Consider the following 20,066-nt stretch of genomic DNA (forward strand, 5'->3'; position numbering starts at 1 on the left):
TATCCCGGGGCACCGGCCGCCCCGGCAGGGCCTCTTGACAGTGCGTGGTCGTCCGTCAACGCTGAGCGCAGAGCCGAGGGACCGGCCCGGGAGGCGACGATGCCCACCACGCGCGAGGCACTGCTGGACGCCGCCCTGGCGGCGCTCGGGGAACTGCCCTGGACCGCGGTCCGCATGGTCGACGTGGCAGCGGCGGCGGGAGTCTCCCGGCAGACCCTCTACAACGAGTTCGGCAGCAAGGAAGGGCTCGCCCGCGCTCTGCTGCGGCGGGAGGCCGACGCCTATCTGTACGGGGTCGAGCGCGCCCTGCGGGCCACGGACCACCCCGCCGGCCCGGCCGCCCCGGCCGTCGACCGGCTCGTCCCGGTCGCCGAGTGGACCGTCGGCGAGGCGGCCGCCCGGCCGCTGCTGCGGGCGCTGCTCACCGGCTGCTGGGACGACCGGCTGCCCGCGCCCCGGCCCGCCCCCGCCCGCTCCCGGGTGCTCGCCGGCTCCGCGGCGCAGCGCCGCGCCGACGCCGGTGCCCCGGACCCCGGCGAGCTGCTGGCGGCCGTACGGGACCGCTCCCGCGCCGCCCTGCGGCGCGAGGGCGACGACCCGGGCGGGGAGGCGTGCGAACTGGCGGCGCGGCTGGCCCTGTCGTACCTGGTCGCGCCCGCCCCGGCGGGCTCCGGGATGCCGGACGGGGACCTCGGCGCGCTGCTCCGGCACGCCCTCAGTGCGACGAACCGGAGAGCTGGAGACCGATGACTCCGACGATCACCAGCGAGATCGAGATGATCTTCATGGTGGACACCAGCTCGCCCAGGAAGATCATCCCGTAGATCGCCGTGCCCGCCGCGCCGATACCCGTCCACACCGCGTACGCCGGGCCCACGTCCAGCTTCCGCAGCGACAGCGTCAGCAGGCCGAAGCTGCCGAGGGCGAAACAGGAGAACGCCACGGTGGGCCACAGCCGGGTGAAGCCGTGCGACAGCTTGAGGCAGACGGCGAAACCCGTCTCCAGAAACCCGGCGACAATCACCAGCAGCCACGCCATCGTCCGTGCCTCCCGCGTCCGTGACCTCGGTGAGTGAGGGATGTCGGTGACTGCCTTCTGTCACTCGGTGCGATTATGCACTTACCGACCGGCACCCACCGTGCACGCGCGCCGCCCCACGGCCCACGCGTCGCGGCGTCCCCGTCCCGGCCGCCGCTCCCCCTGGGGCATGTGCCGGAAGTTCCGTCTCAGTCGCCCTCGCGGCGCTCGCGCGTCGCCAGCAGCCGCCGCAGCGAGTACAGCCGCGCCGGATCGGCGTGCCCCTCGGCCACCCAGGCGTCCAGCCCGCAGTCCGGCTCGTCGTGGCCGCACGCCCGCGGGCACTGCCCGGTGCCCGCCACCAGGTCCGGGAAGGCCAGGATCACCCGGGACGGGTCGACGTGGTGCAGCCCGAACGACCGCACGCCCGGGGTGTCGATCACCCAGCCCTCGGCCCGGTCGAGCGGCAGCGCCAGCGCCGAGGTGGTGGTGTGCCGGCCCCGCCCCGTGACGGCGTTGACGTCACCCGTCAGCCGTCGCCGGTCCTCCGGCACGAGGGCGTTCACCAGGGTCGTCTTGCCGACGCCCGAGTGGCCCACGAACGCGGTGGTCCGGCCGGACAGGTACTCCCGCACCCGGTCGGCGGCCGTGTGCCCGTCGTACAGCTCCTCCTGGCTCGTCACCACGTACGGGATGTCGAGCGCGCCGTACAGGTCCAGCAGCATCGACGGCGGGGCCAGGTCCGACTTGGTGAGCACGAGCAGCGGCTCCAGGCCGCCGTCGAACGCCGCCACCAGGCACCGGTCGATCAGCCGGGGGCGCGGCTCGGGGTCCGCCAGGGCGGTGACGATGGCGAGCTGGTCGGCGTTGGCGACGACCACCCGCTCGTACGGGTCGTCGTCGTCGGCGGTGCGGCGCAGCACCGAGGCGCGCGGCTCGATCCGCACGATCCGCGCGAGGGTGTCCTTCTTGCCGGAGAGGTCGCCCACCAGGGAGACCCGGTCGCCGACGACCGCCGCCTTGCGGCCCAGCTCGCGGGCCTTCATCGCCATGACGACCCGGCCGTCGACCAGACAGGTCAGCCGGCCGCGGTCCACGGTGAGGACCATGCCCTCGGCCGCGCCCTCGTGCTTGGGGCGGATGCTGGTGCGGGGACGGTTGCCCTTGCGGTTGGGGCGGGACCGGATGTCGTCCTCGTCGGTGTGCTTGCCGTAGCGGCGCATGTCGTCAGGCCTCGAGCATTCCGGTCCACATCCGGGGGAAGTCCGGCAGGGTCTTGGCGGTCGTCCCGACGTTCTCGATCACCACGCCCTCGACGGCGAGGCCGATGACCGACCCGGCGGTCGCCATCCGGTGGTCGTCGTAGGTGTGGAACACGCCCTTGTGCAGCGGGCGGGGGCGGATGTGCAGTCCGTCGGCGGTCTCGGTGACGTCCCCGCCCAGCCCGTTGATCTCCTTGGTGAGCGCCGCCAGCCGGTCCGTCTCGTGCAGACGCAGATGGGCCACCCCGCGCAGCGTGGACGGCGAATCGGCCAGGGCCGCGACCGCCGCGATGCCGGGCGTCAGCTCGCCGACCTCGCCCAGGTCCACGTCGATGCCGTGGATCGTGCCCGTACCGGTGAAGGTCAGGCCCTGCTCGGTGAGCTCGCAGGAGCCACCCATCTCGGTGAAGATCTCCCGCAGCGCGTCACCGGGTTGGGTGGTCCGCCCGGGCCAGTCGGGGATGGTGACCCGCCCACCGGTGACCAGCGCGGCGGCCAGGAACGGCTGCGCGTTGGACAGGTCCGGCTCGATCGTCAGGTCGCGGCCGAGGAGCGCCGAGGGGGAGACCCGCCACACGTTCGGCTCGCCGCCCGTCTCCGGCTCGTCGACCTGGGCCCCCACCGCGCGGAGCATGTCGACGGTCATCCGGATGTGCGGCATCGACGGCAGCTTCGCGCCCGTGTGGCGCACCTCCACGCCCTGGTTGAAGCGGGGCGCGGACAGCAGCAGGGCGCTGACGAACTGGGACGACGACGAGGCGTCGATCTCGACCGGGCCGCCCTCCAGGGCCCCCGCCCCGTGCACCGTCATCGGCAGCGAGCCCCGGGCGTCGTCGTCGATCCGGGCGCCGAGGGCGCGCAGGGCGTCGATCACGCCGTGCAGCGGCCGCTCGTAGGAGCGCGGGTCGCCGTCGAACCGGACCGGGCCGGTGGCCAGGGTCGCGACCGGCGGGAGGAAGCGCATGACCGTTCCCGCGTTGCCCACGTCGATCGCGGCGGGACCGTGCAGGCCCGCCGGGATGACCCGCCACCGCTCGCCCGTGCCGTCGGGGCCCACGCCCTCCTCGATGCCGACGCCCATCGTGCGCAGCGCCTCGGCCATCAGCAGGGTGTCGCGCGAGCGCAGCGGGTGCCGCAGCCAGCCCGGCTCGGAGGCGAGGGCGGCGAGCACCAGGGCACGGTTGGTGACCGACTTGGACCCGGGCACGGTGACGGTCGCGTCCACGGCTCCACTCGCGTACGGGGCCGGCCAGAGATCGAGCTGTGCGGGGGTTTCGGTCATGCCCCTCACTTTAGACGGGGCAGATGGTCACGGCCGATCACAGGCCGAGCAGCCAGCGCCCCCCGCCGATCAGGGAGCAGAGGGAGACGGCGTGGAACAGGAACAGCCACAGTGCCGCCGGTACGTGGGTGAGCCGCGAGAGCTGGTCGGCGTCCGAGTCCGGCGCCCCGCCGTGCCGCCGCTTGGCCTGGAGCTCGAAGACCGGGCGTACCCCGCCCAGCAGCAGGAACCACACGGCCGCGTACGCGAACCCCGACCGGACGTCCGGCTCCGCCAGCCACGACACGAGGACGAACGCTGCACCCGTCACCAGGAGGGTGAGCGCCCCGTACGCGTTGCGGATCATCACCAGCATGGCGAGCAGCAGCGCGGTGGCCACCCACAGCAGCAGCGTGACCCGGTGCGCGGCGAGCAGCCAGGCGCCGCCCAGGCCCAGCAGGGACGGCGCGGTGTACCCGGCCGCCGCGGTGAGGATCATCCCCATGCCGGTGGGCTTCCCGCGGCTGACGGTGAGGCCACTGGTGTCGGAGTGGAGCCGGATGCCGTCGAGACGGCGCCCGGTGAGCAGGGCGACCAGCCCGTGGCCGCCCTCGTGCGCGATGGTCACGGCGTTGCGCGACACCCGCCACACCCGGTGCGGGACGGTCACCGCGAGGGCGGCCACCGCGGTGACGACGACGAGCCACAGGTCCGGGGCGGGCTGGGTACCGAGGAATCCGGTGCTGGCCATTTTCTCGGACGGCTCCTCATGGTGTCGGTGGCTCGTGGCAGTGTGGGCAAGTATGTGCGGACGTTATTCGGCGAGTCGTAGGCCCGAGGACCTGACCGGACTCTTCCAGGTGGAGAAGTGGGAGCCGGAGGAGACCCTGGAGCCCGACTGGAACGTGGCCCCGACCAAAGAGGTGTACGCGGTCCTCGAACGCCCCCTCAAGGACAAGGACGCGGATCCGGGCCGTCCGGTTCGGCAGCTACGCGTCCTGAAGTGGGGTCTCGTGCCGTCCTGGTCCAAGACGCCGGAGGGCGCCGCCCGCATGATCAACGCCCGCGCGGAGACCGTGCCGGACAAGCCGTCCTTCCGCCGGGCCTTCGCCCAGCGCCGCTGCATCCTGCCCGCCGACGGCTATTACGAGTGGGTGACCGGCGCCGACGAGCGGCAGCTCGAGGAGCAGGGCAGGAGGAAGCGCCCCCGCAAGCAGCCGTACTTCGTCACCCCCGCCGACGGCTCGGTCTTCGCCATGGCCGGGCTGTACGAGTTCTGGCGCGACCCCACCCTGCCGCCCGAGCACCCGCGGGCCTGGTGGGCCACCTGCTCGGTGATCACCACCGAGGCCGACAAGGAACCGCTCGGGGTGGCCCCCGAGGAGGGTCCGCACTCGCTGGCCGACATCCACCCGCGCATGCCGCTGATGCTGACGCCCGACCGGTGGGACGCCTGGCTGGACCCGGCCCGCACCGACCCGGAGGACCTGCGCTCCCTGCTGACCCCGCCGCCCGCCGGACTGATGCGGGCGTATCCGGTGGCCACCGCCGTCAGCAACGTCCGCAACAACGGCCCCGAGCTGCTGGAGGAAATCGCCGCCCCCGAGGAGGGAACCCTCTTCTGAGCCCGGCGCACGGCAGGATGGGCCGGTGACCACCACCGAGACCGTCCCCACCGGCACCGGGGACGCCCGCATCACCTGGTACGAGGCCGAAGGGCGACCCGCCCGCCTCGTGATGGCCCTCGGCCACGGAGCCGGCGGCGGCATCGAGGCGCGCGATCTCCGGGCGCTGGCCGCGAGCCTGCCGCCCGCCGGAGTGACCGTCGCGCTGGTCGAGCAGCCCTGGCGGGTCGCCGGGAAGAAGCTGGCCCCCGCGCCCAAGCGGCTGGACGAGGCCTGGCGCGACCTGTGGCCGGCGCTCCGCGCCGCCGGCCCGCCCGTGGTGGCCGGCGGGCGCAGCGCCGGCGCCCGGGTGGCCTGCCGCACCGCCCGCGAGCTGGGCGCCCTGGCCGTACTGGCGCTGTCCTTCCCGCTGCACCCGCCCGGCAGGCCGGACCGCTCCCGGGCGGACGAACTGCTCGGCGCCGGCGTGCCCACGCTCGTCGTGCAGGGCGGCAACGACCCGTTCGGCCGCCCGGAGGAGTTCCCGGCCGGGGACCACGAGCTGGTCGGGGTGCCCTTCGGCGACCACGGGTTCGCCGTGCCGAAGCGCGCGCCCGTCACCCAGGCGGACGCCCTGGAGGTCATCACCGGGGCGGTCGGCACCTGGGCCGCCGGCCTGCTGTGAACCCGGCCGCCGGGGCGGGAATGCGGGACGGGGCGCCCGGTGTTGTGACGGGCGTCGGTGAGAGAACAGAGCCAGGAGAGGGAGTCCGTCGCATGGGTTCGACCATCTGCCCGAGCCGGTCGCAGTCAGCCGGCGAGCTGGACTGGACCGTGCTGCCGGCTGCCAGGACCGCCCCCGGCCTGACAGGCCGCACCCCGGGCGGGAAGAATCGGAAGGACCTGTCCGTGGAAGGTCGACTATTCTCCGATTCGAGCGGGTCCGCACTCGGTCTCGCCGCCGCAGCGCTGGAGGAGGTGGGTCCGGTCACTGGGACCGACACAGGGACCGACGACGGCCACGAGGAGACGACCGCCGAGCGCAACGCGCGCTTCGAGCGGGACGCGCTGGAGTACCTCGACCAGATGTACTCGGCGGCCCTGCGCATGACGCGCAACCCCGCCGACGCCGAGGACCTGGTGCAGGAGACGTACGCGAAGGCGTACGGGTCGTTCCACCAGTTCCGCGAGGGCACCAACCTCAAGGCGTGGCTGTACCGCATCCTCACCAACACCTTCATCAACTCGTACCGCAAGAAGCAGCGCGAACCCCAGCGCAGCGCCGCCGAGGAGATCGAGGACTGGCAGCTCGCCCGTGCCGAGTCGCACATGTCCACCGGTCTGCGGTCCGCCGAGTCCCAGGCGCTGGACCACCTGCCCGACTCCGACGTGAAGGAAGCCCTCCAGGCGATCCCCGAGGAGTTCCGCATCGCCGTTTACCTGGCCGATGTCGAGGGCTTTGCGTACAAGGAGATCGCGGACATCATGGGTACGCCCATCGGTACGGTGATGTCCCGACTGCACCGTGGCCGTCGCCAGTTGCGCGGCATGCTCGAGGACTACGCCCGCGAACGCGGACTGGTCCCGGCGGGGGCCGGAGAGTCGTCGAACAACGGGAAAGGCTCGGGCTCATGAGCTGCGGAGAGCCGCACGAGACGGACTGCTCGGAGGTGCTGGACCACCTCTACGAGTTCCTGGATCACGAGATGCCCGACAGCGACTGCACCAAGTTCGAGGTGCACTTCGAGGAGTGCTCCCCGTGCCTGGAGAAGTACGGGCTGGAGCAGGCCGTGAAGAAGCTGGTCAAGCGGTGCTGCGGACATGACGACGTCCCCGCCGACCTGCGGGCCAAGGTCATGGGCCGCATCGAGCTGATCCGGTCGGGCGAGACCGTGCCGGACCACGACATCACCGCCGCCACCCAGGAGTGACCTCCGCCCGTGCGGGATGCCGCACGGAGCGCCGGCCGAGCCCGGGGAACGGGGTCCGCCCTCACGGCGGACCCCGTTTTTCCGTCGTCATGCCTGTCTTCACCCAAAGGTGCTAATCGCCCTCTTCACCCCGCCGCGCCACCCCCAACTCGCTAGCCTGACGCTCCACTTGGTCGACGAGAGCCGAGGAGCCGGCGAGAGGCCGGCGAGGCGGCGGGAGACGGTGGGGAGACGTGGTGGGGATTCCGGTGACGGCACGCGCGTACATCGCGGGAGCCGTGGTCTGTGCCGCGGCCTGCGCGCTCCCGGCGCTCCTCCCCGGTGCGGGGACCCCGTGGCGCGCGCTCACGCTCCTCGCCGCGCTCTACGCCTTCTGCGAGTGGCCCGTCCGCTGCCCCCTGACCGGCAGGGCGCTCGGCGCCGGCGCCGTCCCGATGGGTGCCGGATCGTTCCTCCCCGTGCTGCTCGCCGCCACCCTGCTGCTGCCGCCCGCCGCCGCAGCGCTGGCCGCCGTCCCGGGCGCCCTGCTGTCCGGGGTCGAGGAGCGGCCCGCCCTGCCGCGCCGGATCTGGCGGGCCGCGCGGCTCGCCCTGGCCGCGTGGGCCGCCGCGTACACGGCGGTGCTGCTCGGCGGTCCCGCCGCGGTGGCCGCCTCCGACTTCCCGTACGTCCTGCTGCCGGCCGGCTGCGGCGCGCTCGCCTTCTGCCTGGTGCTCACCGCCCTCGACGGCGGCATCCTCGCCACCGCGGAGCCGGTGCCGGTGCGCGACGCCTGGCCCGGTCTGCTCACCCGGTCGCTCCTCCCGCACGCCGTGCACGGGCTCGCCGGGCTGATGATGGCCGTGCTGTGGCGCAGTCCGTACGGATGGTCGGCGGCCCTGTTCGTGCTGCTGCCGATGTACGTCTCCTGCTGGATGTACGGCCAGTACCACCGGGAGCGCGCCGCCCACCAGGCGACGATCCGGGCCCTGGTCCAGGCGGTGGACATCAAGGACGCCTACACCCGCGGGCACAGCGAGCGGGTCGGCCGGGCCTCCGTACTGATCGCCCGCGAGCTGGGCATGGAAGAGGACCGGCTGGACGTGATCCGGTTCGCCGGGATCCTCCATGACGTCGGCAAGCTCGGCGTACCGACCCGGGTGCTCCGCAAGGACGGGCCGCTGACCCCGCAGGAGCGGCGGGTGATCGAGCTGCACCCGGAGTACGGGCACGAGATCGTGCGCGGCATCGGCTTCCTGGGCGAGGCGCGCGCCGCGATCCTCCACCACCACGAGCGGATGGACGGCAGCGGCTACCCGTACGGGCTGAGCGGCGACCGGATCCCGGAGGCGGCCCGGGTGGTCGCCGTGGCCGACGCGTTCGACGCCATGACCTCGACCCGCTCCTACCGGAGGGCCAGGCCCGTGGCGACCGCTGTCGCGGAGCTGGAGCGGTGCGCGGGGCGGCAGTTCGACCCGCGGATGGTGCGGGCGCTGACGCGGGCGCTGGACCGGTACGGCTGGACGACGGCGGTCACCGCCGACGAGCCCGAGGGCACCGGTGCGGGCACGGAGGCCGGTGCGGGTGCGGGTGCGGGGCCGGGCGGACAGGGCGGACAGGGCGGGGCCCCGGCGCCCGGCGCCTCCCCGGCCGGGGCCCCGGGGGCCGGGGCCGGCGGCTCGCCCCGGGCGGGCGCGCGCCCCGGGACCCCGGCGCGGGCACGCCGCGGCGCGCTGCCCGGGCGGCGCCCGGCACCCGGCCCGGGCCACGGCCAGGCCTGGGGCGGCGCCCGGTGAGGGCGCGGTCGTGGGGGGTGCCGGCCACGGCCGGCGCGCTGCTCCGCACGGCCGCCGGGACGGTCGCGGTGGCCGGACTCGCCTGGACGCTCTGGCACGGGGTCGCCGAGCCGGGAACCGCGCTGGCCTTCGGGGTCCTGGTCACCGTGGGCGAACTCGCCCGGCGGGGCGCCCGCCCGGACGCCGGCCCGCCCCCGGCGCCGGACGACCCGCGGGGCAGGGAGCCCGCCCCCCTCGGGGCCGCCGGGGCCCTGGCGTACGCCCTGCTCGGCGAGTCCGCCGGGCGGGCCACCACCCACGGGGTCGCCCAGATCGTCGCCGTGGTCGTCGCGGGCGCCCTCGTCGGCGCCGTACCGCAGGTGGCCCGGGGGCGGGGGCGCGCGCTCGACCACGTGGCCCGCCGGGTGCTCACCGCCGGCTTCGCCGCCCTGTGCTTCCAGCCCCTGTACAACTCGGGCGAGCTGCTGCGGACCGTCGGACGGGGACACGGCTACGTCCTGTTCCTGCTGGTCCTCCTGGTGCTCACCACCCTGTGCGACGCGGTGCTGGCCGCCCTGCTGCTGCGCTCGCGCACCGGCCATCCGTACGGCCCGCTCCTGCGCGACGAACTGCGCGCCCGGCTCGGCATCGGGTCCGCCGTGTGCGCCACCGGCGCGGTGATGGCCCTGGCGGTGGCGGTCGCCGGGCTGTGGGCGCTGCCGGTGTTCTGCGTGCCGCTGCTGCTCACCCAGCTCTCCTTCCGCCGGTACGCGTCCGTCCGGGACACCTACCGGCAGACCATCGCCTCCCTTGCGCGTGCCACCGAGATCGCCGGGTACACGCGCCCCGGACACGCCCACCGGGTGGCGGCGCTCAGCCGTGCGGTAGGACGCGAGCTGGGACTGTCGGAGCCCGATCTGACCGTTCTGGAGTACGCCGCGCTGATGCACGACATCGGACAGCTGTCCCTGATCGATCCCGTACCGGAAGGAGCCACGGCCCGCCTCCCGGAGGCCGAGCAGCGCCGCATCGCGCTGCTGGGCGGGGCCGTGGTGCGCCGGACCGGCGCCCCGGCGGCCGTCGCCGTCGTCGTGGAGCGGCAGGCCGACCCGTACCGGGAGCAGCCGCTGCCCGCCCGGATCGTCCGCGCCGTGAACGCGTACGACGAGCTGTTCCGGGAAGGCGCGGGGAACGCGGACGGGGCGCTGAGCGCCCTGGAGCGGCTGCGGCTGGGCACCGCGCGGGACTATCACCCGAAAGTGGTGGAGTCACTCGCCAGAGTCCTCGCCCGCGGCGGCGTCACGGGGTCGGCCCCGGGGTAACCCATGGGTAATGAGCGGGCGTGCGACCCGGCATGGTTGGATGCGAACAAGAGGGTGTCCGGGGGCAGAGACCTTCAGCGACCGGCAGACCGGCAGGCGGGAATCGTGAGGATCTTCGGGAAGGTACGGCATCGGCCCTCCGCCTCGTGGCGGCAGGCCACCGACCGCGCGTTCACGCTGATCGGGGACGGGCGGTACGAGGACGCGGGTGCGTTGCTGACGCGTGCGGCGGACCTGGAGCCCTGGCTCTCGGAGTCCTGGTTCAACCTGGCGCTGCTGCACAAGTTCCGGCACGACTGGGAGCAGGCGCGCACCGCGGGGCTGCGGGCCGTCGCGCTGCTCGACAAGGAGACCGGTGCGCCCGACTGGTGGAACGTGGGCATCGCCGCCACCGCCCTCCAGGACTGGCCGCTGGCCCGCCGCGCCTGGCAGGCCTACGGGCTGAAGGTGCCCGGGGCGGCCGCGGCCGGCGGGGAGCCGACCGGGATGGAGCTGGGCAGCGCCGCCGTGCGGCTGTCGCCGGAGGGCGAGGCCGAAGTGGTGTGGGGCCGCCGGCTGGACCCGGCCCGGGTGGAGGTGCTGTCCATCCCGCTGCCGTCCTCGGGCCGGCGCTGGGGCGAGGTCGTGCTGCACGACGGGGTCCCGAACGGTGAACGGACGACGTCGGCGGGGCACAGCTTCCCGGTGTTCGACGAGATCGAACTGTGGGCGCCGTCCCCGGTGCCCACCTGGGTGGTGCTGCTGGAGGCGGCCACCGAGGCCGACCGGGACGCCCTGGAGCGGCTGGCGGCGGACGCCGGGTTCGCCGCCGAGGACTGGTCGTCGTCGGTGCGGCTGCTGTGCCGGGCGTGCTCCGAGTCGCGGATGCCCAGCGCCGAGGGCGAGGGCGAGCACCTGGACCCGCACGACCACAGTGAGCCGGGGCATCCGGGGCCGCTGGGCCACCGGTCGCCGGGCGAGCTGTGGGTGCCCGAGCGGGAGTGCGGCATCGCGGCGCCCGCCGGGCTGGTGCGGGGGCTGCTGGACGGCTGGGTGGCGGACAGCCCGGACAGCCGTGAGTGGCGGGATCTCGAAGAAGTCTGCTGACCCCTGTCGCTCGCGGCCCGTAGGCTGTACGGGCACAACGCGGCGTGCCGTACGGGCACGGCGCGGGCATCGGGTACTCAGGAAGGCGCAGAAGCGGACATGGCGCAGCAGGAGACGGCTCAGCAGGTCGACGACGAGGGCTTCATCGTCGACACGGAGGACTGCGAGGAGCGCGAGCGCGCGTACCGCGAGCGCGGCACCTCCCGCCCGATCACGGTGGTCGGCAACCCGGTGCTGCACAAGGAGTGCAAGGACGTCACCGACTTCGGTGACGAACTGGCGCGGCTCGTGGACGACATGTTCGCCAGCCAGCGGACGGCGGAGGGCGTGGGCCTGGCCGCCAACCAGATCGGCGTCGACCTGAAGGTCTTCGTCTACGACTGCATGGACGACGAGGGCGTCCGGCACGTGGGCGTGGTGTGCAACCCGGTGCTGGAGGAACTGGTCCCGGAGCGGCGGCTCCTGGACGACTCCAACGAGGGATGCCTGTCCGTGCCGGGCGCGTACGCCTCGCTGGCCCGCCCCGACTACGCGGTGGTGCGCGGCCAGGACGTCCAGGGCAACCCCATCAAGGTGCGGGGCACCGGCTACTTCGCCCGCTGCCTCCAGCACGAGACGGACCACCTGTACGGGTACCTGTACATCGACCGCCTGTCGAAGCGCGACCGTAAGGACGCGCTGAAGCAGATGGCCGAGGGGACGCCCCGCTACCCGGTCGTCCCCAACGACTGACCGCTCCGCCGCGGCCCCGTTCCGGTGACCGGGACGGGGCCGTCGCGCGTCCGCCACTGGATCCGCGTCGCCGGCCACCCCGGCTACGGAGGCGTCCTCGCCGTCGACGGGTTCTACGGCCCGGCGACCACCGCGGCGGTCAAGCGCTTCCAGGCCGCCTACGGACTCACGGCCGACGGCGTCGCGGGCCCGGCCACCTTCGGCAAGCTCTACGCACTCCAGGACGACGACTGCACGCCGTCCACTTCACCTACGCCGAACTGAACGACTGCGACACCACCTGGGCCGGCGGAGCCATGAGCGCCGCCACCGCCAACGCCAGCGCGCTGCGCACCATGTGGAAGCTGGAGGTGCTGCGGCACGCGCTCGGCGACCAGCCCATCACCGTGACCAGCGGCTTCCGCTCCCACGCCTGCAACGACGCGGTCGGCGGGGCGTCCGGCAGCCGCCACCTGTACGGGGACGCCGCCGACCTGGGCGCGGGCCCGCGCTCCCTGTGCAGGCTCGCCCGGCAGGCCACAACCACGGCTTCCACGGCATCCTCGGCCCCGGCTATGCCGGGCACGGCGACCACACCCACCTCGACCACCGCGCGCGAGCCGCTTCTGGTCCGCCTCCGCCTGCGGCGTCTGACGGCTCAGGCCACCCGCGCCGGCCCGCGGAAGGTGCGGCGGTACGTGTTCGGGGTCGTCCCCAGGGTGCGCAGGAAGTGGTGCCGCAGCGCGGCCGCGTTCCCGAACCCCGACCGGCCCGCGATCGCGTCCACCGTGTCGTCCGTGGCCTCCAGCAACTCCTGTGCCAGCAGCACCCGCTGGCGTAGGAGCCAGCGGTAGGGCGTCGTCCCGGTCTCCTGCTGGAACCGGCGGGCGAACGTGCGCGGGGACATGTGGGCCCGCGCCGCCAGCTGCTCCACGGTGATCTCCCGGTCCAGGTGCCGCTCCATCCAGTCCAGGACGTCCCCGACCGTGTCGCAGCGGGTGCGCGGCAGGGGCCGGTCGACGTACTGGGCCTGGCCGCCGGCCCGGTGCGGGGGCACCACCATGCGGCGGGCGATGGTGTTGGCCACCTCGTGCCCGTACTCCTGGCGCACCAGGTGCAGACAGGCGTCGACTCCGGCGGCCGTACCCGCCGAGGTGATGACCGGGCCGTCGTCGACGTACAGCACGTCGGGGTCCACCAGCGCCCGCGGGTGGCGCCGGGCCAGCTCGGCCGCTTGCCGCCAGTGCGTCGTGCAGCGGCGGCCGTCCAGCAGCCCGGCCGCGCCCAGCACGAAGGCGCCGGTGCAGACGGACAGCACCCGCGCCCCGCGGTCGACGGCGTCGCGCAGGGCCGCGAGCAGGGGCTCGGGGTAGGGGCGCTGCGCATAGCGGCCGCCCGCGGGAACCGCGACCAGGTCCGCCTCCGCCAGCCGTTCGAGACCGTGCTCCGTCCCGATCGTGAAACCGGCGTGCGTGCGCAGCCGGGGGCCCTCGGCGGACACCACGGCGAAGTCGTGGACGGGCAGCCCGTCGTCGCTCCGGTCGAGGCCGAAGACCTCGCAGACCACCCCGAGTTCGAAGGGGTTCACGCCGTCCAGCAGGACGGCCGCCACATTCCTCAGCATGCGACGAGCATGGCACGGCCCTGGCAGTAATTCGATGGTCGGTGACAGTCCTGCCACTGATCTTTTCCCGCCGCGAGGACGACAGTGGAGGACATGACAACGGTCCTGAACGCCTTCGTCCCCGTCGCCCTCTTCGTCCTTCTCGCCCTGCCCTCGCTCGTCGGGCACGCCCGGGAGCGCGCCGTCGACCGCCAGTTGCGCGGGCCGCGGCGCCCGGCGGACACCCGTCGCCGCGGACCCTCACCCGGGCCCGCGGCGACGCTCGGCGCACGACCGGTCTGATCGACAAGACCTCCTAGAAGTCCTCGTCGAGGTCGACCGAGCCCTCCACCGCCACCTGGTAGGCGGACGGGCGGCGCTCGAAGAAGTTCGTCAGCTCCTGGACGCCCTGGAGCTCCATGAAGGAGAACGGGTTCTCCGAGCCGTACACCGGGGCGAAGCCCAGACGCGTCAGGCGCTGGTCGGCCACGCACTCCAGGTACTGCCGCATCGACTCGGTGTTCATGCCCGGCAGGCCGTCACCGCACAGGTCGCGGCCGAACTGGAGCTCCGCCTCGACGGCCTCCCGCAGCATGTCGGTGACCTGCTGCTGGAGCGCGTCGTCGAAGAGGTCCGGCTCCTCCTTGCGGACGGTGTCCACGACCTCGAACGCGAAGTTCATGTGCATCGTCTCGTCGCGGAACACCCAGTTGGTGCCGGTCGCCAGGCCGTGCAGCAGACCGCGCGAGCGGAACCAGTACACGTACGCGAAGGCGCCGTAGAAGAACAGACCCTCGATGCAGGCGGCGAAGCAGATCAGGTTCAGCAGGAAGCGGCGCCGGTCGGCCTTCGTCTCCAGCCGCTCGATCTTCTCCACCGAGTCCATCCAGCGGAAGCAGAACTGCGCCTTCTCCCGGATGGAGGGGATGTTCTCCACGGCGTCGAACGCCGCCGCCCGGTCCTTCGGATCGGGCAGGTAGGTGTCCAGCAGCGTCAGGTAGAACTGGACGTGCACGGCCTCCTCGAAGAGCTGCCGCGACAGGTACAGCCGCGCCTCGGGGGAGTTGATGTGCTTGTACAGCGTCAGCACCAGGTTGTTCGCCACGATCGAGTCACCGGTCGCGAAGAACGCGACCAGCCGGCCGATCAGGTGCTGCTCACCGGGCGTCAGCTTGGCGAGGTCCGCCACGTCGGAGTGGAGGTCGACCTCCTCCACCGTCCAGGTGTTCTTGATGGCGTCCCGGTAGCGCTCGTAGAAGTCCGGGTAGCGCATCGGGCGGAGGGTCAGTTCGAAACCCGGGTCGAGCAGGTTCTTCTCGGGGGAAGCGGACATCACTGGCAGGCCTCGCAGGACTCGGGGTTCTCAAGGGAGCAGGCGACCGCGTCCTCCGGGGTCACCTGCGCGGGGACGGGGACGGACGCCCGGGCCGCGCGGGCGATCCGGGTCGCCGGGCGCGAGCGCAGGTAGTACGTCGTCTTCAGGCCCTGCTTCCAGGCGTACGCGTACATCGACGACAGCTTGCCGATGGTCGGCGTCTCCAGGAACAGGTTCAGCGACTGCGACTGGTCCAGGAACGGCGTACGGGCCGCCGCCATGTCGATCAGGCCGCGCTGCGGGATCTCCCACGCCGTCCGGTACAGCTCGCGCACCTCGGCCGGGATCCAGGTGAAGCCCTGGACCGAGCCGCTGGACTCGCGCAGCGCCTCACGGGTCTTCGCGTCCCACACGCCGAGCCGCTTCAGCTCGGCCACCAGGTAGGAGTTGACCTGGAGGAACTCGCCCGACAGCGTCTCGCGCTTGAACAGGTTGGACACCTGCGGCTCGATGCACTCGTACACGCCCGCGATCGAGGCGATCGTCGCCGTCGGCGCGATGGCCAGCAGCAGCGAGTTGCGCATGCCGACCTCGGCGATGCGGGCGCGCAGCGCCTCCCACCGCTCCGGCCAGTTCAGCTCGACGTCGTAGTGGTCGGGGTGCAGCACCCCGCGCGCGGTACGGGTCTTCTCCCAGGCCGGCAGCGGGCCGTTGCGCTCGGCGAGGTCGGCGGACGCCTCGTACGCGGCCAGCATGATCCGCTCGGCGATACGCGTCGACAGGGCCCTGGCCGCGGGCGAGTCGAACGGCAGCCCGAGCTGGAAGAACACGTCCTGGAGGCCCATCGCGCCCAGGCCCACCGGCCGCCACTTCGCGTTGGAGCGCCCGGCCTGCTCGGTCGGGTAGAAGTTGATGTCGACGACCCGGTCCAGGAACGTGACGGCCGTGCGGACGGTCGCGTCCAGCCGCTCCCAGTCGAGGTCGCCGCCGCTGACGAACGCGCCGAGGTTCACCGAGCCCAGGTTGCAGACGGCGGTCTCCCCGTCGTCCGTGACCTCCAGGATCTCGGTGCACAGGTTCGAGGAGTGGACCGTGTGGCCCGGCTGCGCCGTCTGGTTGGCCGTGCGGTTGGAGGCGTCCTTGAACGTCATCCAGCCGTTGCCGGTCTGCGCCAGGGTCCGCATCATCCGGCCGTACAGGTCCCGGGCGGGCATGGTCTTGCGGGCCAGGCCCTTCGCCTCGGCGGCGCGGTAGGCGGCGTCGAACGCCTCGCCCCACAGGTCGACCAGTTCCGGCACGTCGGCCGGCGAGAACAGCGACCACTCGGCGTCGGCGTCGACCCGGCGCATGAACTCGTCGGGGACCCAGTGCGCCAGGTTCAGGTTGTGGGTGCGCCGGGCGTCCTCACCGGTGTTGTCCCGAAGCTCCAGGAACTCCTCGATGTCGGCGTGCCACGTCTCCAGGTACACCGCCGCCGCGCCCTTGCGCCGCCCGCCCTGGTTCACCGCCGCCACCGAGGCGTCCAGCGTCTTCAGGAACGGCACGATGCCGTTGGAGTGCCCGTTGGTGCCCCGGATCAGCGAACCGCGCGCCCGGATGCGGGAGTACGACAGGCCGATGCCGCCCGCGTGCTTCGACAGCCGCGCGACCTGGTGGTAGCGGTCGTAGATGGAGTCCAGCTCGTCCAGCGGGGAGTCCAGCAGGTAGCACGAGGACATCTGCGGGTGTCGCGTGCCGGAGTTGAACAGCGTGGGGGAGGAGGGCAGGTAGTCCAGCCGGCTCATCAGCCCGTACAGCGCCGCGACCTCGTCCAGGGCGCGCACCGAGTCGTCCTCGGCGAGGCCCGCCGCCACCCGCAGCATGAAGTGCTGGGGCGTCTCGATCACCTTGCGGGTGAGCGGGTGGCGGAGAAGGTAGCGCGAGTACAGCGTCCGCAGCCCGAAGTAGCCGAACCGGTCGTCCCCGGCCGGGTCGACCAGCGCGTCCATCCGGTCCGCGTGGAGCGAGACGAACGCGGCCGTGCGGTCCGCGATCAGGCCCTCCCGGTGCCCGACGGCCACCGACGCCGAGAACGCCACCGCGCCCTGCCCCGCCGCCTCCTCCGCGATGGTCCGGGCCAGCAGCCGCGCCGCGAGCCGGGAGTACGCCGGGTCCTCGGCGATCAGACCGGCGGCCGCCTCGGTGGCGAGCTCCCGCAGCTCCGCCTCGTCGGACCCGGCGTGCCGGCCGCGCAGCGCGGCGGCGGCGACCCGGCCGGGGTCGGTGTCGGGCAGATCGGCGGTGAGGTCGGTCAGGGTCCGCAGCAGTACGGTCCCGGGTCCGTCGTTTCCGTCGCTCTCGATCGCTGAAACCGGATCGGCTGGCGCGATGGTCACGTGGGGGCTCTCCCTCGCTCGGCTCGGGGCCACCGGCGGCGCGGGCAGGGGAGCGGGCACGCCCGGGTACGGGGGCGCAGGGCACCGCGTCCACCGGCCCACTCCGCGAGGCCCGGACGTCTGGGCACCCGGGCCGGACGGTCCGGGCGCGCTGTCGGCAGGTCTTCGGACTCGTACGTACCCATAGGCACACCAACACACCGTTGCGGGACAGTTCCGGAATTGCACCGGATTCCCCTGCGGCGACAGCGAGGACGAGCATACATGTGGGGGGCGCCGATTGAGGCACCCCCCACATGTTGTGTCGACCGGGGCTCAGAGTTCCACGGCGTAGGTGCGGAGCGTGACGCCCGGAGCGGCCTGCCAGTCCCGTTCCGGGGTCCGGTCGAACCCCAGCCGCTCACAGATCCGGTGCGCCGCCCGCATGGACTGCCACGAGGACACCACCAGCCGCCGGCACCCCTCCACCTCCCGCGCCCGCTCCACGCACGCCCGTACGAGCGCCTCGCCCGCGCCGCGCCGCCGGGCCGCCCGCGCCACCGCCAGCATCCGGAACTCCGCCTCCCCGTCCCGCGCGTGCCCGCCCCACGGACCGCCGCCCCGGGGGACGAACGTCACGCCCCCGAGCACCCGTTCGTCCTCCGCGACCGCGACCAGCACCTCGGCCCGCGCGGCGCGCCCGGCCACGTCCCGCAGCTCGATCAGGTACTCGTCGCTCTCCCCGAAGGCCAGCAACCCGTCGCCGAGGTAGGCCTGGGCCGTGACGTCGGCGAGCGCCTCGTGTTCTTCCGGCCGTACCGCCCTGATGGTGATGTCCATGGGGCCAGAGTGCACAACGAACGGGCCGCCGTGCCCCCACCGGGGGAGGCACGACGGCCCTCGTACGCGGATGGGTCAGTGCCCGGCGCCCGCCGTGGCCGGAGGGAGCTCCACCTTCACGCCAGGGTCGCCCGCGTCGGCCGTGTAGTCCCCGGGGGACGTCTCGTCGACGCCGTCCGGCGCGTTGGTCGCCCGGAGCACGAACGTCAGGACCACCACGACCAGGGCGTTGAGGACGAACGCCGTCAGACCGATGTAGCCGATCTCGCCGATGCCCGGGATCTCGGCGGACGAGCCGCCGAAGTGCTTCTGGGTCGGGCTGGCGACGCCGTACGCCGCCGCCGTGCCGTAGACCATGCCGACCGCCCAGCCGGCCAGCAGCGCCCAGCGGTGGAACCACCGGGTGAACAGGCCGCCCACCAGCGCCGGCAGGGTCTGGAGGATCCAGATGCCGCCGAGGAGCTGGAAGTTGATGGCGACCGTCTTGTCCATGGTGAGCACGAAGGCCAGCGCGCCCACCTTGACCAGCAGCGACACCAGCTTGGACACCTTGGTCTCCTGCTCCGGCGTGGCGTCCGGCTTCAGGAAGTCCTTGTAGATGTTGCGGGTGAACAGGTTGGCGGCGGCGATCGACATGATGGCCGCCGGGACCAGCGCGCCGATGCCGATGGCCGCGAAGGCGACGCCCGTGAACCAGTCCGGGAACATGTCCTCGAACAGCTGCGGGATGGCGAGCTGGCCGTTCTGCACCTTCACGCCGGCCGCGATCGCCATGAAGCCCAGCAGGGCCAGCAGGCCCAGCATCAGCGAGTACAGCGGCAGGATGGTGGTGTTGCGGCGGATCACGTCACGGCTGCGCGAGGACAGCGTCGCCGTGATGGAGTGCGGGTACATGAACAGCGCCAGCGCCGAGCCGAGCGCGAGCGTCGCGTACCCCCACTGGCCCATCTCCCCGGGCACCAGCGCGCCGCGCGGCTTGTCGGTCGCCGGGTTGATCTGCGCGTAGGCCTCGCCCGCCTTGCTGAAGATCTCGTCGAAGCCGCCGAGCTTGATGGGGATGTAGATGATCGCCACCGCGATGACGATGTAGATGAGCGTGTCCTTGACGAAGGCGATCATCGCCGGCGCCCGCAGCCCGGAGGAGTAGGTGTACGCCGCGAGGACACCGAAGGCGATGAGCAGCGGCAGGTCCTTGACGAACCAGTGGGTGGTCTCGCCACCGCCCACGCCCATCACGTCGAGCACCGCCTGGATGCCGACGAGCTGGAGCGCGATGTACGGCATGGTGGCGAGGATGCCGGTCACGGCCACCGCCAGCGACAGGCCCTTCGAGCCGAACCGTCCCCGGACGAAGTCGGAGGTGGTGACGTACCCGTGCTTGTGGGACACCGACCACAGGCGCGGCAGGAAGGTGAAGATCAGCGGGTAGACGAGGATCGTGTAGGGGACGGCGAAGAAGCCGGCCGCGCCGGCCGCGTAGATCGCCGCCGGGACGGCGACGAAGGTGTACGCCGTGTAGAGGTCGCCGCCCAGCAGGAACCAGGTGATCCAGGTGCCGAACGAGCGGCCGCCCAGGCCCCATTCGTCGAGGCTGTGCTCGTTCTCGGCCTTGCGCCAGCGCGAGGCCATGAAGCCCATGACCGTGACGGCCAGGAAGAAGAAGATGAAGACGGCGAGCGCGACGCCGTTCACGCCGTCGTTCACCGCGACGCACCCCCCTGGGCGGAGGGGGCCGAGGACCCGCGCGCCGCCGCGCGGGCCCGCTGGTCACGGTGCCAGAGCTGGTACGCGACCATCGTCAGCACGGTCGATATGACGACCCAGGCCATCTGGTACCAGTAGAAGAACGGGATCCCGGCGAGGGTCGGCTCGACCTTCGCGTACGAGCCGACCCACAGCATCGCCACGAAGGGCGCGAACAGACAGAGCGCCACCACCACCCGCACCGGGGTGATTGCTGGTTGTTTCTCCTGTGTCATACGGCGACTCCGTCCCCTCGCTGATC

General features: G+C 73.0%; 20 protein-coding genes, 1 pseudogene and 1 riboswitch. Of the genes and pseudogenes, 11 read left to right on the forward strand and 10 right to left on the reverse strand.

The annotated features are described in order from the left end of the window. Positions 1–99: 99 nt before the first annotated feature. Entirely contained in the window at positions 100–750 is a 651-nt protein-coding gene (locus tag ACZ7LK_RS08855; RefSeq protein WP_469462542.1) for a TetR/AcrR family transcriptional regulator, read from the forward strand. Here the strand turns inward: ACZ7LK_RS08855 and ACZ7LK_RS08860 are convergent. The 4 genes from ACZ7LK_RS08860 to ACZ7LK_RS08875 all read right to left on the reverse strand — a co-directional run bounded on the left by ACZ7LK_RS08860 (position 716) and on the right by ACZ7LK_RS08875 (position 4,292). Then, on the reverse strand, positions 716–1,039 hold the full coding sequence (locus ACZ7LK_RS08860; RefSeq protein WP_392272152.1) for a DMT family transporter: 324 nt from the start codon (positions 1,037–1,039) through the stop codon (positions 716–718). The genes ACZ7LK_RS08855 and ACZ7LK_RS08860 overlap by 35 nt on opposite strands. Before the next feature lie 188 nt (positions 1,040–1,227). Beyond that, on the reverse strand, positions 1,228–2,241 hold the full coding sequence (gene rsgA / locus ACZ7LK_RS08865; protein WP_392272151.1) for a ribosome small subunit-dependent GTPase A: 1,014 nt from the start codon (positions 2,239–2,241) through the stop codon (positions 1,228–1,230). Between the two features lie 4 nt (positions 2,242–2,245). Beyond that, a complete protein-coding gene (gene aroA, locus ACZ7LK_RS08870) occupies positions 2,246–3,562 on the reverse strand; it encodes a 3-phosphoshikimate 1-carboxyvinyltransferase (protein ID WP_392272150.1) in 1,317 nt (438 codons plus the stop codon). 37 nt (positions 3,563–3,599) lie between these two features. Beyond that, complete coding sequence (locus ACZ7LK_RS08875) at positions 3,600–4,292, reverse strand: M50 family metallopeptidase (protein ID WP_469462545.1); 693 nt, start codon at positions 4,290–4,292, stop codon at positions 3,600–3,602. Positions 4,293–4,344: 52 nt separating this feature from the next. On the opposite strand from ACZ7LK_RS08875, the gene ACZ7LK_RS08880 reads away from it, so the two are divergent. The 9 genes and pseudogenes from ACZ7LK_RS08880 to ACZ7LK_RS08920 form a co-directional block, all read left to right on the forward strand. Continuing rightward, positions 4,345–5,166 carry an SOS response-associated peptidase gene (locus ACZ7LK_RS08880; protein ID WP_469462547.1) on the forward strand — a complete coding sequence of 274 codons (822 nt, stop codon included), beginning with the start codon at positions 4,345–4,347 and terminating at the stop codon, positions 5,164–5,166. Positions 5,167–5,191: 25 nt separating this feature from the next. After that, a complete protein-coding gene (locus ACZ7LK_RS08885) occupies positions 5,192–5,830 on the forward strand; it encodes an alpha/beta hydrolase family protein (RefSeq protein ID WP_392272147.1) in 639 nt (212 codons plus the stop codon). A gap of 293 nt (positions 5,831–6,123) precedes the next feature. Beyond that, complete coding sequence (locus ACZ7LK_RS08890; protein ID WP_198944053.1) at positions 6,124–6,780, forward strand: sigma-70 family RNA polymerase sigma factor; 657 nt, start codon at positions 6,124–6,126, stop codon at positions 6,778–6,780. Then, the gene (gene rsrA, locus ACZ7LK_RS08895) at positions 6,777–7,076 is read left to right on the forward strand and encodes a mycothiol system anti-sigma-R factor (protein WP_392272146.1); all 300 of its coding nucleotides are present in this window, start codon (positions 6,777–6,779) and stop codon (positions 7,074–7,076) included. The genes ACZ7LK_RS08890 and rsrA overlap by 4 nt, the downstream gene beginning before the upstream one ends. Positions 7,077–7,309: 233 nt before the next feature. Next, on the forward strand, positions 7,310–8,851 hold the full coding sequence (locus ACZ7LK_RS08900; RefSeq protein ID WP_471139206.1) for an HD-GYP domain-containing protein: 1,542 nt from the start codon (positions 7,310–7,312) through the stop codon (positions 8,849–8,851). A gap of 17 nt (positions 8,852–8,868) precedes the next feature. After that, the gene (locus tag ACZ7LK_RS08905) at positions 8,869–10,152 is read left to right on the forward strand and encodes an HD-GYP domain-containing protein (protein WP_392272144.1); all 1,284 of its coding nucleotides are present in this window, start codon (positions 8,869–8,871) and stop codon (positions 10,150–10,152) included. 105 nt (positions 10,153–10,257) lie between these two features. Continuing rightward, positions 10,258–11,238: a tetratricopeptide repeat protein gene (locus tag ACZ7LK_RS08910; RefSeq protein WP_189553039.1), complete on the forward strand. Its 981-nt coding sequence runs from the start codon at positions 10,258–10,260 to the stop codon at positions 11,236–11,238. A 99-nt stretch (positions 11,239–11,337) separates the two neighbouring features. Next, the gene (gene def / locus ACZ7LK_RS08915; RefSeq protein WP_471139209.1) at positions 11,338–11,970 is read left to right on the forward strand and encodes a peptide deformylase; all 633 of its coding nucleotides are present in this window, start codon (positions 11,338–11,340) and stop codon (positions 11,968–11,970) included. Between the two features lie 57 nt (positions 11,971–12,027). Beyond that, positions 12,028–12,603 (forward strand): annotated as a pseudogene (locus ACZ7LK_RS08920) (D-Ala-D-Ala carboxypeptidase family metallohydrolase); the annotation flags it as partial. A 4-nt stretch (positions 12,604–12,607) separates the two neighbouring features. On the opposite strand, the gene ACZ7LK_RS08925 reads toward ACZ7LK_RS08920, so the two are convergent. After that, positions 12,608–13,573 (reverse strand): helix-turn-helix domain-containing protein, encoded by a 966-nt coding sequence (locus tag ACZ7LK_RS08925; protein ID WP_471139212.1) that lies wholly within the window; start codon positions 13,571–13,573, stop codon positions 12,608–12,610. A 93-nt stretch (positions 13,574–13,666) separates the two neighbouring features. Between ACZ7LK_RS08925 and ACZ7LK_RS08930 the strand changes: the two genes are divergently transcribed. Then, the gene (locus ACZ7LK_RS08930; protein ID WP_392272141.1) at positions 13,667–13,855 is read left to right on the forward strand and encodes a hypothetical protein; all 189 of its coding nucleotides are present in this window, start codon (positions 13,667–13,669) and stop codon (positions 13,853–13,855) included. A 13-nt stretch (positions 13,856–13,868) separates the two neighbouring features. On the opposite strand, the gene ACZ7LK_RS08935 is transcribed toward ACZ7LK_RS08930, so the two are convergent. The 5 genes from ACZ7LK_RS08935 to ACZ7LK_RS08955 all read right to left on the reverse strand — a co-directional run bounded on the left by ACZ7LK_RS08935 (position 13,869) and on the right by ACZ7LK_RS08955 (position 20,040). Continuing rightward, complete coding sequence (locus tag ACZ7LK_RS08935) at positions 13,869–14,885, reverse strand: ribonucleotide-diphosphate reductase subunit beta (RefSeq protein ID WP_392272140.1); 1,017 nt, start codon at positions 14,883–14,885, stop codon at positions 13,869–13,871. Beyond that, positions 14,885–17,242 carry a ribonucleoside-diphosphate reductase subunit alpha gene (locus ACZ7LK_RS08940; RefSeq protein WP_471139215.1) on the reverse strand — a complete coding sequence of 786 codons (2,358 nt, stop codon included), beginning with the start codon at positions 17,240–17,242 and terminating at the stop codon, positions 14,885–14,887. The genes ACZ7LK_RS08935 and ACZ7LK_RS08940 overlap by 1 nt, the downstream gene beginning before the upstream one ends. Before the next feature lie 139 nt (positions 17,243–17,381). Then, a riboswitch (cobalamin riboswitch) is annotated at positions 17,382–17,504 on the reverse strand. 53 nt (positions 17,505–17,557) lie between these two features. After that, positions 17,558–18,061 carry a GNAT family N-acetyltransferase gene (locus ACZ7LK_RS08945; protein ID WP_469462556.1) on the reverse strand — a complete coding sequence of 168 codons (504 nt, stop codon included), beginning with the start codon at positions 18,059–18,061 and terminating at the stop codon, positions 17,558–17,560. 75 nt (positions 18,062–18,136) lie between these two features. Beyond that, a complete protein-coding gene (gene mctP / locus ACZ7LK_RS08950) occupies positions 18,137–19,765 on the reverse strand; it encodes a monocarboxylate uptake permease MctP (protein WP_392272137.1) in 1,629 nt (542 codons plus the stop codon). Further along, positions 19,762–20,040, reverse strand: a complete 279-nt coding sequence (locus ACZ7LK_RS08955; RefSeq protein WP_392272136.1) for a DUF3311 domain-containing protein — start codon at positions 20,038–20,040, stop codon at positions 19,762–19,764. Before ACZ7LK_RS08955 ends, mctP begins: the two co-directional genes overlap by 4 nt. Positions 20,041–20,066: the final 26 nt, after the last annotated feature.

The organism is Streptomyces sp. NPDC039423 (assembly GCF_055598725.1).